Source organism: Variovorax sp. V213, from assembly GCF_041154455.1.
In the GTDB taxonomy this organism is placed as follows: Bacteria; Pseudomonadota; Gammaproteobacteria; order Burkholderiales; family Burkholderiaceae_C; genus Variovorax.
On sequence record NZ_AP028664.1, the window covers coordinates 3,560,330 to 3,572,670 of the forward strand.

At 67.8% G+C, this 12,341-nt stretch carries 13 protein-coding genes; 5 read left to right on the top strand and 8 right to left on the bottom strand.

What is annotated here, in order from left to right; genetic code table 11:
* Positions 1-22: 22 nt before the first annotated feature.
* Genes ACAM55_RS16965 through mnhG form a run of 4 tightly spaced genes read left to right on the top strand, consistent with a single transcriptional unit; the run spans position 23 to position 2,800 of the window.
* Entirely contained in the window at positions 23-1,681 is a 1,659-nt protein-coding gene (locus ACAM55_RS16965) for a monovalent cation/H+ antiporter subunit D (protein ID WP_369656418.1), read from the top strand.
* Entirely contained in the window at positions 1,678-2,169 is a 492-nt protein-coding gene (locus ACAM55_RS16970) for a Na+/H+ antiporter subunit E (RefSeq protein ID WP_369652663.1), read from the top strand. The genes ACAM55_RS16965 and ACAM55_RS16970 overlap by 4 nt, the downstream gene beginning before the upstream one ends.
* Entirely contained in the window at positions 2,166-2,444 is a 279-nt protein-coding gene (locus ACAM55_RS16975; RefSeq protein WP_021006334.1) for a K+/H+ antiporter subunit F, read from the top strand. Before ACAM55_RS16970 ends, ACAM55_RS16975 begins: the two co-directional genes overlap by 4 nt.
* On the top strand, positions 2,441-2,800 hold the full coding sequence (gene mnhG / locus ACAM55_RS16980) for a monovalent cation/H(+) antiporter subunit G (protein ID WP_369652664.1): 360 nt from the start codon (positions 2,441-2,443) through the stop codon (positions 2,798-2,800). Before ACAM55_RS16975 ends, mnhG begins: the two co-directional genes overlap by 4 nt.
* A 19-nt stretch (positions 2,801-2,819) precedes the next feature.
* Here the strand turns inward: mnhG and ACAM55_RS16985 are convergent, their stop codons facing one another.
* From ACAM55_RS16985 to ACAM55_RS17015, 7 genes are read right to left on the bottom strand one after another with little or no spacing between them, the layout of a single operon-like run.
* Positions 2,820-3,842 carry an XdhC family protein gene (locus ACAM55_RS16985; RefSeq protein ID WP_369652665.1) on the bottom strand — a complete coding sequence of 341 codons (1,023 nt, stop codon included), beginning with the start codon at positions 3,840-3,842 and terminating at the stop codon, positions 2,820-2,822.
* A 14-nt stretch (positions 3,843-3,856) separates the two neighbouring features.
* Complete coding sequence (locus tag ACAM55_RS16990) at positions 3,857-4,510, bottom strand: CoxG family protein (RefSeq protein WP_369652666.1); 654 nt, start codon at positions 4,508-4,510, stop codon at positions 3,857-3,859.
* A 30-nt stretch (positions 4,511-4,540) separates the two neighbouring features.
* Positions 4,541-5,755: a VWA domain-containing protein gene (locus tag ACAM55_RS16995; protein WP_369652667.1), complete on the bottom strand. Its 1,215-nt coding sequence runs from the start codon at positions 5,753-5,755 to the stop codon at positions 4,541-4,543.
* Between the two features lie 27 nt (positions 5,756-5,782).
* Positions 5,783-6,685, bottom strand: a complete 903-nt coding sequence (locus ACAM55_RS17000) for an AAA family ATPase (RefSeq protein ID WP_369652668.1) — start codon at positions 6,683-6,685, stop codon at positions 5,783-5,785.
* A gap of 58 nt (positions 6,686-6,743) precedes the next feature.
* Positions 6,744-7,535, bottom strand: a complete 792-nt coding sequence (locus tag ACAM55_RS17005) for a xanthine dehydrogenase family protein subunit M (RefSeq protein WP_369652669.1) — start codon at positions 7,533-7,535, stop codon at positions 6,744-6,746.
* A gap of 21 nt (positions 7,536-7,556) precedes the next feature.
* Positions 7,557-10,007: a xanthine dehydrogenase family protein molybdopterin-binding subunit gene (locus tag ACAM55_RS17010; protein ID WP_369652670.1), complete on the bottom strand. Its 2,451-nt coding sequence runs from the start codon at positions 10,005-10,007 to the stop codon at positions 7,557-7,559.
* 12 nt (positions 10,008-10,019) lie between these two features.
* Positions 10,020-10,517 carry a (2Fe-2S)-binding protein gene (locus ACAM55_RS17015; protein WP_093018424.1) on the bottom strand — a complete coding sequence of 166 codons (498 nt, stop codon included), beginning with the start codon at positions 10,515-10,517 and terminating at the stop codon, positions 10,020-10,022.
* 182 nt (positions 10,518-10,699) lie between these two features.
* On the opposite strand from ACAM55_RS17015, the gene ACAM55_RS17020 reads away from it, so the two are divergent.
* Positions 10,700-11,845 carry a helix-turn-helix domain-containing protein gene (locus ACAM55_RS17020; RefSeq protein WP_369652671.1) on the top strand — a complete coding sequence of 382 codons (1,146 nt, stop codon included), beginning with the start codon at positions 10,700-10,702 and terminating at the stop codon, positions 11,843-11,845.
* 10 nt (positions 11,846-11,855) lie between these two features.
* Here ACAM55_RS17020 and ACAM55_RS17025 read toward each other — a convergent pair whose 3' ends face one another.
* A complete protein-coding gene (locus ACAM55_RS17025; protein ID WP_369652672.1) occupies positions 11,856-12,233 on the bottom strand; it encodes a nuclear transport factor 2 family protein in 378 nt (125 codons plus the stop codon).
* Positions 12,234-12,341: the final 108 nt, after the last annotated feature.

Here is a 12,341-nt window from a genome sequence, read left to right on the forward strand (position 1 = left end):
CGACCGGCTGCTCGACTTCAGCATGCCGCATCTCGTGGCGGTGCCGATCCTCGTCCCGCTGCTCACGGCCGCACTGATGCTCCTGCTCGGCGAAAGGCGCCGCCGCACCAAGTCGGCCCTGAGCGTGGTCTCGGGGCTGGTGGGCCTGCTGGCGGCGCTGGCGCTGCTGCGCTGGGTCAATGCGCCCCACACCGGCGACGGACCCGGGTCGATCGGCGTCTACCTGCCCGGCAACTGGCGCGCACCCTTCGGCATCGTACTGGTGGCCGACCGCCTGTCGACCATGATGGTGGCGCTCACCGGCGTCGTCGCCTTCGCGGCCTCGATCTATTCCACCTCGCGATGGGACCGTGCCGGCGTGCATTTCCATCCGCTGCTGCAGCTGCAACTCATGGGCCTCAACGGCGCCTTCCTGACAGGCGACCTGTTCAACCTGTTCGTCTTCTTCGAGGTGATGCTCGCCGCATCCTATGGCCTGCTGCTGCACGGTTCGGGACGGCTGCGCGTGCAGGCCGGGCTGCACTACATCGCCATCAACCTGGCCGCCTCGTCTCTCTTCCTGATTGGTGCGGCCCTGCTCTATGGCGTGACCGGCACCCTCAACATGGCCGACCTTGGCATGCGCATCGCCGAGCTCGCGCCGGCCGACCGCGGCCTGGTGCATGCGGCCGCCGCCATTCTCGCGACCGCCTTCTTCGCCAAGGCCGGCGCCTGGCCGCTCAACTTCTGGCTGGTGCCGGCGTACAGCGCGGCGGTGTCGCCCGTGGGCGCCGTCTTCGCGCTGCTGACCAAGCTCGGCATCTATACGCTGCTGCGCCTGTGGACCCTGCTCTTCGCGCCCGATGCCGGCGCCTCGGCCGCCTTCGGGCAATCGGCACTCATCGCGATCGGACTGGCCACGCTGTTCGCGGGAGCCCTCGGCATCGTAGGCACGCAGCGGCTCTCCAACCTTGCCGGCTTCAGCGTGCTGGTGTCGGCCGGCACGCTGATCGCGGCCATCGGCCTCGGGGAACCGGCCGTGTGGGCGGGCGCGCTCTACTACCTGCTGAGTTCCACGCTCGCAGTCAGCGCCTTCTTCCTCCTGATCGACATGATCGAGCGCTGGCGCAACGCCGGCCTGAGCGTCGCGCCACATGAGCAGGCGGGCAACGCGCCCTTCCTGGCGGAAGACCTGCGCGTGCTCGACGACGTGAATCTCGACGACGAGGCGCAGGCGCTCTACGGCCGCGCCATTCCGGCCGGCGTGGCGTTCCTGGGCCTGAGCTTCATCGGCTGCACCTTGCTGCTCGCGGGCCTGCCACCGCTCTCGGGCTTCGTCGGCAAGTTCGCGATGCTGTCGGGTGCCTTCGTGACCAGCGGCACCTCCACGGCCGCATGGATCTTCCTGGCGTTGCTGATCGCCTCGGGCTTCCTGGCGCTGATTGCGCTGAGCCGCACCGGCATGCGCCATTTCTGGACCCAGCCGCATCCCACCATGCCCGCCCTGCCCGCGCTCGAGGTGCTGCCCGTGGCCGGGCTGCTCGCGGCCTGCGTGGCGCTGACGGTGTGTGCCGGCCCCGTCATGCGCCACGCGCTCATCACCGCCGAGGGGCTGCACACGCCCGCGGCCTATCGCAATGCCGTCATGAATGCGCGGCAGGTGCCCAATCCGGTGGCTTCGGCGAAAGGCGCAGTTCCATGAAGCGCTGGATTCCTTCGCTGCCGCTGTCGATCGCGCTGTTCGCCGTGTGGCTCCTGCTCAACCAGTCGCTGGAGGCTGCCACGCTGGCATCCGCGCTGGTACTGGCCATTGCCGTTCCGCTGCTCACCAAGGGCCTGCGGCCCGCCACCGTTCGCATGCGCAAGCCATGGGTTGCGCTGCGGCTCGCGGGCCGGGCCTTGGCCGACATGCTGCATTCCGCGCTCTTCGTGGCGCGCCGGCTGCTCACGCGCCGCACGTCGCGCATCGCATCGAAGTTCGTGAACGTGCCGCTCGAGTTGCGCGACCCGAACGGGCTCGCGGTGCTGGCCATGATCATGTGCCTCACGCCCGGCACCGCCTGGGGCGAAATCTCGTTCGACAGCAGTGCGCTGCTGATCCATGTGTTCGACGTCGAAGACGAAGCCGCTTTCATCGCCATGATCAAGCAGCGCTACGAGCACCCCTTGATGGAGATCTTCGAATCATGACGCCTGTGCTTTTCTGGGCCTTGAAACTCGCGCTGCTGCTGCTGGCCGTGGCCATGCTCTGCGCACTCGCCCGCCTGCTCGTGGGCCCGAGCGCGCAAGACCGCGTGATGGCGCTGGACTGCCTTTACATCAACGGCATGCTGATGATGCTCGTGCTCGGCATCGTCTATGCAAGCAACGTGTACTTCGAGGCCGCCATGCTCACGGCGCTGTTCGGCTTCGTCGGATCGACGGCCATGGCGAAGTTTCTCTTGCGCGGGGAGGTGATCGAATGAATGACTTCATTGTCGGGCCGCTGCCGCTGTGGGCGGAAATCGTCACCGCCGCATTCGCCGTTCTGGGCGCGGCCTTTGCGGCCATCGGCTCCTTCGGCCTCGTGCGCCTGCCCACCTTCTTCCGCCGCATCCATGCGCCGACGCTCGGTGCCACGGTGGGCGTGTGGTGCATGACGATCGCCACCATCGTCTATTTCTCGGTGCAGGGCTTCAGCCTGTTCCTGCACGCCGTGCTGATCGTTCTCTTCATCGCGCTCACGGCGCCCATCACCACCATTTTCCTGATGCGCGCCGCGCTTTTTCGCGAACGGCAAAAAGGCGGCGACGTGCCGCCGGCGGCGAAGTCGGCCGACTGAGGCGGCAGTGCCGGGCGACTCAGCTCATTGCGAGCTGCTGAATGCCCTTGGCGCGCGCCACTTCCATTTCGCGCGGCAGCGTCACCGCGTTCTTCACCGCAAGAATCTCGGCCATCACGCTCACCGCGATCTCCGGCGGCGTCTTGCTGCCGATATAGATGCCGATGGGACCGCGCAGGCGCACAAGCGATTCGGCCGTCTGATCGAAGTGCTCGATCATGCGGCCGCGCCGCGCCTCGGCATTGCGGCGCGAGCCGATGGCGCCCACGTAGAAGGCCTCGCTCTGCAAGGCTTCGAGCAGCGCCAGGTCGTCGAGCTTGGGGTCGTGCGTGAGTGCGACCACGCAGCTGCGCCGGTCGGGCTTGAAGGCCAGCACCGCATCGTCGGGCATCTCGGTGGAGATTTCCACGCCCGGCAGGGACCACGCGGTGCGGTACTCGGCGCGCGGATCGCACAGCGTCACGGCAAAGCCGCTGAACTTGGCCATCGTCGCGAGGTATTCGGCCAACTGCCCCGCGCCGATCAGCAGCATGCGGTACTCGGGACCGAAGGTGTTGGTGAGTTCGGTATCGTTGACCTTGAGTTCGTCGGGCGCGGTGGCCTCGGCCAGCCGCACGGCGCCCGTCGCGAGCGTGACGGTGCGCTGCATGAGCTTGCCTTGCTCGAGCTCGGCCACCAGCGTATCGAGCGAGGCTGCATCGGGGTCGTATTCGAGCAGCAGCTCCAGCGTGCCGCCGCAGGGCAGCCCGAAGCGATGCGCCTCGTCGGCCGTGATGCCGTATTTCACGAGTGCGGGCGGTGTGCCCAGCGGCACCTCTTCGCCGTTGCCGTGCGCGTGGCTGTAGCGGGCGATCAGGTCGTCCTCGATGCAGCCTCCGGAGACCGAGCCCACCACCGCGCCGTCGTCCGCCAGCGCCATGATCGAGCCGACCGGCCGCGGCGACGAGCCCCAGGTGCGCACCACCGTGGTCAGCAATGCGCGTTTGCCGGCACGCCGCCAGTCGCGCAGCGTGCGCAAGACCATGACGTCGAGATTTTCCATGGCGTGTCCCGTCTCTAGCTGGCGTCGCCCGATGCGCCGGACGCGTCCTTGTCGTCCTTCTTGCCGAGACCGATCTTCTTCATGAGTCCGGACATGACACCCGCCTTCTCCACGGGCGCTGCGGCTGCTTCTTCGGCGGCAGCCGGCGGCGGCCCGTAGCGGCTTTGCATTTCAGCCTCGAAGCGCTTGAAGAAATCGTCCGCGGTCGACTTGGCGGCGCCGTCGATGAGGCGCTGGCCCAGCTGGGCGATCTTGCCGCCGACCTGCGCCTGCACCGTGTAGTCGAGTTCGCAGCCGGCCGGGGAAGGCGCGGCCTCGGCGGAAGCGGCTTCGGCACCGTCGACGGCCGGCGGTGCGGCTGCAGCGCCGTCCAGCGGCCTGAGCGTCACGCTGGACGAACCCTTGGCAAACCCCGCCACACCGCCCTGCCCCTCGAAGGTGAGCTTGTAGCCGTCGGGCGCGACGATGTCCGACAGCGCCACCTTGCCGTTGAACTTGGCCGACACCGGGCCGATCTTGACCGCGAGCGCCACGCTGTACTGGTTGTCGCCCGTGAGCTCGAACTTGTCGCAGCCGGGAATGCACTTCTTGAGCGTCTCGGGATCGTTGAGCGCTTCCCAGGCTTGTTGTTGCGTGATGCCGAGGCGGCGGTTACCGAGCATTTCCATGGTGGAGTTTCCTTTTCTTTCCTGTAGGCGCTAGCGGCCGGACCGCATCAAGGCGGCAAGGCTGGTGGCCAACTGTTCGAGAGCACCGAGATTGTGGACCGCCAGCATCGCGTCTGCATGGCGGTGCAGCACGCTGGCCCCACGCGCCAAAGGGGCGTAGCCCTCGAAGCGCAGCAGCGGGTTGAGCCACAGCAGGCGGCGCGAATGGCGCTTGAGCCAGAGCAGCTCGTTTTCGAGCAGCGCGGGTTCACCGGTGTCGAGCCCGTCGCTGATCACCAACACCAGCGTGCGGCGGCCCGTCAGACGGCGGGCATGGGTGCGGCGGAGTTCGGCCAGCGAGCTGCCGAGCCGCGTGCCGCCCGCAAAATCGTCGATGGCCAGGCTGGCCGCGCCCAGCATGGCATCGGTGTCGGCCAGCCGGAATGCGGGCGTCAGGTCGGTGAGCCGGGTGCCGAACGCGAACACGTCGCGCCGCCCTGCCCGCCGGGTGGACGCATGCAGAAATGCGAGCAGCAGCCGCGCATAGCGTTCCATCGAGCCCGACACGTCGACCAGCACCAGCAGCGGCAATGGCTGCTCGCGCCGGGCCAGCCGCGGCAGGCGCAGTATTTCTCCGCCCGTGCGCGCGGCTTCGTGCAGCACGCCGGGCCAATGCATGCGCGCATGCTGCTGGCCCGCATCGCCCGCCACGCGCAGCCGGCGCGACGGCAGCGAAGGGATGGGCAAGGTCACGTCGCGCGCCAGCCGTTCGACCAGGCGGTACTCGGACGCGCCGAGCGCGTTGAAGTCCGCATGCTGCAGGCGATGGCGGTCGCTCGACGTCATCGCGGCGTCGAACTCGACCTCCTTGTCGGGCTTGGCGGCCACGGCGGGCTTGGACGGATCGCGCGGCGCAGTGAGAGCTTCCCGCACGCGAGGGCGCCGCTTCGAAGGCTCGGCCTTGCCCTCGGCGCTCGGCAGCATCTGCGCTAGCAGCTTGTTGGCCAGTTCGGGGTCGCGGAACCAGGCATCGAAGAGTTCGCGAAACACCATGCGGTCCTGCTCGCGGCTCACCATGACGGCTTCCATCGCGGCGCCCAGGTCGAGCCTGTTCTCCACGCCCACCAGCGTGGCCGCTTCGGCGGCGAGCGAGATCCGCATGGCATCGGTGCGCACGCCCGCGCGGCGCAGCGCGCGGCCAAAGGCCGTGATATTGCCGGCCAGCTTGCCGCTGCGTACGTCGCCGAGTTGCTGGATGCCGGTCATGCGGGCCGTCTCGACCTTCGGCCGCGCTCAGGGCGCAACCGGCTCCTCGGGCTTCAGCAGATCGGACGCCAGTTCGTGCGTCAGCGCCGCCACATCGTCACGCTGCTTGAACAGGATGCCCGCGGTGTCGACCACCACTTCGGGATCGAGTTCGACGGTGTCGAGCGCAATCAGCGCCCTCGCCCATTCGACGCTCTCGGCGATGCCGGGTGCGCGCTGGAAGGCGTTGACGAAAGGCGCATCGCGCAGCCGCGCGACGAAAGCGGCCACCTGGGCCGAGAGCTTCTCGCCGGCCTGCGGCACCTGCGCGCGAACGATCGCCAGTTCGCGTTCGCGCTCGGGGTAGTCGAGCCAGTGATAGAGGCACCGCCGCTTGACCGCATCGTTGAGTTCGCGCGTGCGGTTGCTGGTGAGGATGGTGACCGGCGGCACCACGGCACGCACCGTGCCGAGCTCGGGAATGCTGACCTGGTATTCACCGAGATATTCGAGCAGGAAGGCCTCGAAGGGTTCGTCGGCGCGATCCACTTCGTCGATCAGCAGCACGGCGCCGGGCGCGGGCGTCTGCAGGGCCTGCAGCAACGGGCGGCGGATCAGGTAGTGCGGCTGGTAGACCTCGGCCTCCACATCGCGCGCCGCGCCGGTGGCCTCGGCCGCGCGCATGTGCAAGAGTTGCGCGGCGTAGTTCCATTCATAGAGCGCTTCGCGCTGCTCCAGCCCGTCGTAGCACTGCAGGCGCAGCAGCTCGCGGTTCAGCGCGGCCGACAGCGCCTTGGCCAATTCGGTCTTGCCGACGCCGGGCTCGCCCTCAAGCAGCAGCGGGCGCTGCAGCTTGAGCGCGAGGAACACGGCCGTGGCCAGGCGGCGGTCGGCGAAGTAGCCAGCCTGCATCAAGCCTTCGGAGAGGGAATCGATGGTCGGAAAGATCATGGCAAAGCGTAACGGAAGACGCGAGGATGTCGCGCCTTCCGGTCGGCGTCCGGCTGCTTCAGCCCAGCGCCTTGGTCACTGCGCGCTGCGTCAGCACGCTGATCAGGTTGGCGCGGTAGGCGGCCGTGGCATGCAGGTCGCTGTTGAGGTCGCTCGCATCGATCTTCACGGCCGCCGCGGCTGCCGCCGTGAAGCTCTTGTTGAGCGCGTCTTCCAGCCCGGCGTGGCGGAACACACCGTTGCCGGCGCCGGTGATGGCTACCCGCACGCCACTGTCGTACTGCGCGAGGAACACGCCGACGAGCGGAAAGTTCGACGCTTTCTGGCGCAGCTTTTCATACACGGCGCGCTTGGGAATCGGAAAGCGGATCGCGGTGATCAGCTCGTCTTCTTCCAGCGCCGTGGTGAAAAGGCCCAGGAAGAAATCATCGGCCGCGATCTCGCGCTTCGAGGTGATGACGGTGGCACCGGAACCCAGCACCGCGCTGGGATAGCACGCGGCCGGGTCGTTGTTGGCCACGGAGCCGCCGATGGTGCCCATCGCACGCACCTGCCGGTCGCCGATGCGCGAGGCCAGGTCGGCCAGCGCGGGGAAGGCGGCTTTCACGTCGGGGTTGTTGGCCACGTCCAGGTGGCTCGACATGGCGCCGATGGTGATCGTGCTGCCGTCTTTCTTGATGCCGGTGAGTTCCTTGACGCCGCCAAGGTCCACCAGCCGCTCGGGCGCAGACAGCCTGAGCTTCATGGAGGCGAGCAGAGTCTGGCCGCCGGCCAGCGGCTTGGCGCCGGCTGTGACGAGCTTGGCGGCGTCGGCCACGGTGGAGGGCCGTTCGAGTGTGAAGGCGTACATGGTGTGTGGTTCCTTCTATGTTCAGGGAGCGGGACGGCCTTGGGTGCTGGCTGCGAGCGAGGGCGCTTGCGGTGTTGCGGCTTGCGCCGCGCTTCCGCTGCCTTTTTGCATTGCTTCCCAGACGCGGCTGGCCGATGCGGGCATGTCGAGGTCCTTGACGCCGAGCGGCGCGAGCGCGTCGAGCACGGCGTTGATCACGGCCGGCGGCGAACCGATGGCGCCCGCCTCGCCGCAGCCCTTGGTGCCGAGCGGGTTGTGCGTGCACGGCGTGCACACGGTGTCGAGATTGAACTGCGGAAAGTCGGCGGCCCTGGGCATGGCGTAGTCCATGAAGCTGCCGGTGAGCAGCTGGCCGGTCTCGTTGTCGTACACGCAGTTTTCGAGCAGCGCCTGGCCGATGCCTTGCACCAGCCCGCCGTGCACCTGGCCTTCGACGATCATCGGGTTGATGATGGTGCCGAAGTCGTCCACCGCGGTGAAGCGGTCGACCCGGACCTCGCCGGTCTGCTTGTCGACCTCGACCTCGCAGATGTAGGTGCCGCCCGGGAAGGTGAAGTTCGTCGGGTCGTAGAAGGCGGTTTCGTTCAGGCCGGGCTCGAGCTTGTCGAGCGGATAGTTGTGCGGCACGTAGGCCGTGAGCGCCACCTGGCCGAACGGGATCTTCTTGTCGGTGCCCTTGACCGTGAACTCGCCGTTCGCAAACTCGATGTCGGCGTCGCTCGCCTCCATCAGGTGCGCGGCAATCTTCTTGGCCTTGGTCTCGATCTTGTCGAGCGCCTTCATGATGGCCGCGCCGCCGACCGAGATCGAACGCGAGCCGTAGGTGCCCATGCCGAAGGGCACGCGGCCCGTGTCGCCATGGACCACGTCGACGTTATCGACCGGAATGCCCAGGCGCGCCGCCACCACCTGCGCAAAAGTGGTCTCGTGCCCCTGGCCGTGGCTGTGCGAACCGGTGAACACCGTCACGCTGCCGGTCGGGTGCACGCGGATTTCGCCGCATTCGAACAAGCCCGCGCGCGCGCCCAGCGCCCCCGCGATGTTCGAAGGCGCGATGCCGCAGGCCTCGATGTAGCTCGAGTAGCCGATGCCGCGCAGCTTGCCCTGGGCCTCGGTGGCGGCCTTGCGCTGCGCATAGCCCCCGACATCGGCCAGCACCCGGGCCTTGTCCATGCAGGCATGGAAGTCGCCCGTGTCGTACTGCAGCGCCACCGGCGTCTGGTAGGGAAAGGTGGTGATGAAGTTGCGCTTGCGGATCTCGTCCTGGCCCAGGTTCATCTCCCAGGCGCAACGCGAGACCAGGCGCTCCAGCAGGTAGGTGGCCTCGGGCCGCCCCGCGCCGCGATACGCGTCGACCGGCGCGGTGTTGGTGAACCAGGCATCGACCTCGACGTAGATCTGCGGCGTGGTGTACTGGCCCGCGAGCAGCGTGGCGTAGAGGATGGTGGGCACCGCGGTCGCAAAGGTCGACAGGTAGGCGCCGAGGTTGGCGTCGGTGTGCACCCGCATGGCGAGGAACTTGCCATCCTTGTCCAGCGCCATCTCGGCATGGCTCACATGGTCGCGGCCATGCGCATCGGACAGGAAGCACTCCGAGCGCTCCGCCGTCCACTTGATGTTGCGGTTGAGCTGCTTGGCGGCCCAGGTCAGGCACACGTCTTCGGCATACAGGAAGATCTTGGAGCCGAAGCCGCCGCCCACGTCGGGCGCGATCACGCGCACCTTGTGCTCGGGCAGGCCGAGCACGAAGGCCGTCATCAGCAGCCGCTCAACGTGCGGATTCTGGTTGGACACATAAAGCGTGTAGTCGTCGGTCCCCCGGCTGTAGCTGCCGATGGCCACGCGCGGCTCGATCGGGTTGGGAATCAGCCGGTTGTTGACCAGGTCGAGCCTGGTCACGTGCGCGGCATTGGCAAACACCGCATCGACCGCCGCCTTGTCGCCCAGCGCCCACTTGTAGCACTGGTTGTCGGGCGCTTCGTCGTGCAGCGTGACGCCGCTCGCCTTCCTGGCCGCGTCGGCCACGCTCACCAGGGCAGGCAGCACGTCGTAATCGACCACCACAGCCTCGGCCGCGTTCTTGGCCTGCTCGACCGTTTCGGCCACCACCATGGCCACGTGGTCGCCCACGTAGCGCACCTTGTTGATCGCGAGGATCGGGTGCATCGGCTCCTTCATGGGGGTGCCGTCGGGGTTGTTGATGAGCCAGCCGCAAGGCAGCCCGCCCATCTTTCCCTCGATGTCCTTGCCGCTGAAGATGCCGACCACGCCGGGCATTTTCAGCGCCTCGGCAATGTCGACCGACTTGATGACCGCGTGGGCGTGCGGCGAGCGCACGAAGACCGCATGGCTCTGGTTGGCCAGCGTGATGTCGTCGGTGTAGTTGCCCGCGCCGGTCAGGAAACGGTAGTCTTCCTTGCGCCGCAGCGCTTCGCCGATGTGGGGCAGGTTCGAGAAGTCGGAAGCACCCATGATGTGGCTCCCTTAGACGGTGGCCGTGGTCTTGACCGGGGTGCCCGAGGCCATGGCCTCGCCGCCCATCTTCACGGCCTTGACGATGTTCTGGTAGCCCGTGCAGCGGCACAGGTTGCCGTCGAGCAGCTCGCGAATCTCGGCTTCGCTCGACTTGGGATGGTGGGTGCACAGGTCGATGGCGCTCATGACCATGCCGGGGGTGCAGAAACCGCACTGCAGGCCGTGGCACTCCTTGAAGGCGGCCTGCATGGGGTGCATGGTGCCGTCGGGCTGGGCGACGCCCTCGATGGTGGTGATTTGCGCACCGGCCACCTGCCCCACCAGTATGTTGCACGACTTGACCGCGCGGCCGTTCAGATGAACGGTGCATGCGCCGCACTGGGCGGTGTCGCAGCCCACGTGGGTGCCTGTGAGATGAAGATGCTCGCGGATGGCGTGCACCAGGAAAGTATTGGGGGGTGCGTCGACCGTGGCCGGTCGGCCGTTGACCGTGAAAGCTACCTGCATTTGGCTGTCTCCGTTGAAGGTGATGGCTGGTTCAGCGAATGGCATCTTGGATGCCGGTCCCGTGCACTATCCTAGGCAAAACCCTCGCCGCTTGCGCAGCCGTCGCGAAATTCTCAAAATGAAACAACTTGCCGACCCGCAAGTTTCAATAAAAAGACCTCCAGTCCGAGCCACCCGACCCGATGCCTGCCTCCCCCGTTCTGCCCCCGCCCGAGCGCTCGCTCGCCATTGCGCAGGCCCGCCGGGAACTGATCCACGGTGAAGGCTCGCGCTCCCGAGGCAGCATGCGCATCGAGCCATGGATCGCCCGTTCCTGGGAGCGTTGCCTCGAAGCCGGACGGCAGCCGCAGCAGAGGGTGGCCTTCGAACCCGTGGCGAGGTCGGCCGTTCGCGACGTGGCCGAGCGCAATCGGGCGCTGGTGGCGGCGGCCCGGCCGGTGATCGAGCGGCTGTCCCGCGCCATTGCCGACACGCAGTATTTCGCCGTACTGACCGACGCCGCCGGCATCGTGGTCGACGTGGGCCCGCTCCCCGACGGCACCGACGCCGCCAGCCGCTATGCGCGCAACATCGCCCGGGTCGGCGTCGACCTGTCGGAGCGCGCAATCGGCACCAGCGCCATCAGCACCGCGTTGACCGAGCAGGAATCGGTGTGGCTGCACCGCGGCGAGCATTTCTTCGAGGACACCAGCGTCTACAGCTGCGCCGGGGCGCCGCTCTTCGGTCCTCAGGGCGACTGCATCGGCATGCTCGACCTGACCGGCGTCCAGGTGGTCGAACGGCCTGAGCTGCGGCACCTGGCCACGCTGTCGGCGCGCAGCATCGAGAACATGCTGGTGCTGAACACGCCATGCGAACTGCGGCTGCATCTCTCGTGGCCCGGCTGCCCCCCGGGCAACGACGCCACCGAGGGCCTGCTGTGCATCGACGCGGGCGGCAAGGTCACGGGTGCCAATGCTGCAGCGCGGCAAATGCTGCACCAGCCCCTGGCAACGCGCAGCCCGCATGCCCTGCACTGCAACGACCTGTTTGCGCTGCCGCTGAACATGCTGTTCGATGCCGCCCGGCGCGGCGATGCCGTGCTCGAGGCGCCACTCTGGTCGGGCTTGCGCATCGAGATGCGGCCACGGCGCGGCGGCAAGGGTTCGCCGGGCGCGGCGCCCGAAGCCCAACAGCCACGGTTGCGCGACGTCGAGACCGCGCTCATCCGCAAGGCCGTGACCGACGCCCGCGGCAACGTGGCCGAAGCCGCGCGCACCCTCGGCATCAGCCGCGCCACGGTTTACCGCAAGCTCTGGCGCGGCCGCGCGGCCGGATCGGCGGATTGAAGCCGGAACGTCAGGCGCCCACCGGCACCTTGTCGAGAAAGCCGGTCACCGAGCGCAGCTTGCCCGCATCGAGCCGGGCGAAGTCGGTGCCCTGGATCAGGTCTTCGGCGCCGCTCGGCCCCAGGGTCCACGAAAAGCGCAGGTTGTCGCCATGCGCCTCGGCCTTGCCGAGCAGGCTGAAGCGAAAACCCGGGTAGCGCTGATGCACGGCGCCGACCAGCGCGCTGATCTGCTCGCGGCCGCTGGCTTGCGCCATGGGATCGGCGTAGTGCGCGTCGGCCGTCCAGTGGGCTTCGATCAGTTCGGCGCGGCGCGCGGCATCGGTTTCGTTCCAGACGGCGATGTAGCGTTGGGCAATGGCGGCGGCGTCGTGTGCGGCGATGTTCATGATGACGATTCCTTTCGAAGATCTCGACCCGCAACATTGCGGGGTGAAGGAATGGTCGCGCCGGGCGCGCGCGGCGTCGATGACCTCGCAGGTCATGGAGCGCGGCCG

Coding starts and splice junctions, on each gene's coding strand:
- ACAM55_RS16965 (WP_369656418.1), top strand. CDS start 23: ATGCCGCATCTCGTGGCGGTGCCGATCCTCGTCCCGCTGCTCACGGCC.
- ACAM55_RS16995 (WP_369652667.1), bottom strand. CDS start 5,755: ATGACCGGCATCCAGCAACTCGGCGACGTACGCAGCGGCAAGCTGGCC.
- ACAM55_RS17010 (WP_369652670.1), bottom strand. CDS start 10,007: ATGGGTGCTTCCGACTTCTCGAACCTGCCCCACATCGGCGAAGCGCTG.
- mnhG (WP_369652664.1), top strand. CDS start 2,441: ATGAATGACTTCATTGTCGGGCCGCTGCCGCTGTGGGCGGAAATCGTC.
- ACAM55_RS17000 (WP_369652668.1), bottom strand. CDS start 6,685: ATGATCTTTCCGACCATCGATTCCCTCTCCGAAGGCTTGATGCAGGCT.
- ACAM55_RS17020 (WP_369652671.1), top strand. CDS start 10,700: ATGCCTGCCTCCCCCGTTCTGCCCCCGCCCGAGCGCTCGCTCGCCATT.
- ACAM55_RS16970 (WP_369652663.1), top strand. CDS start 1,678: ATGAAGCGCTGGATTCCTTCGCTGCCGCTGTCGATCGCGCTGTTCGCC.
- ACAM55_RS16975 (WP_021006334.1), top strand. CDS start 2,166: ATGACGCCTGTGCTTTTCTGGGCCTTGAAACTCGCGCTGCTGCTGCTG.
- ACAM55_RS16985 (WP_369652665.1), bottom strand. CDS start 3,842: ATGGAAAATCTCGACGTCATGGTCTTGCGCACGCTGCGCGACTGGCGG.
- ACAM55_RS17025 (WP_369652672.1), bottom strand. CDS start 12,233: ATGAACATCGCCGCACACGACGCCGCCGCCATTGCCCAACGCTACATC.
- ACAM55_RS17005 (WP_369652669.1), bottom strand. CDS start 7,535: ATGTACGCCTTCACACTCGAACGGCCCTCCACCGTGGCCGACGCCGCC.
- ACAM55_RS17015 (WP_093018424.1), bottom strand. CDS start 10,517: ATGCAGGTAGCTTTCACGGTCAACGGCCGACCGGCCACGGTCGACGCA.
- ACAM55_RS16990 (WP_369652666.1), bottom strand. CDS start 4,510: ATGGAAATGCTCGGTAACCGCCGCCTCGGCATCACGCAACAACAAGCC.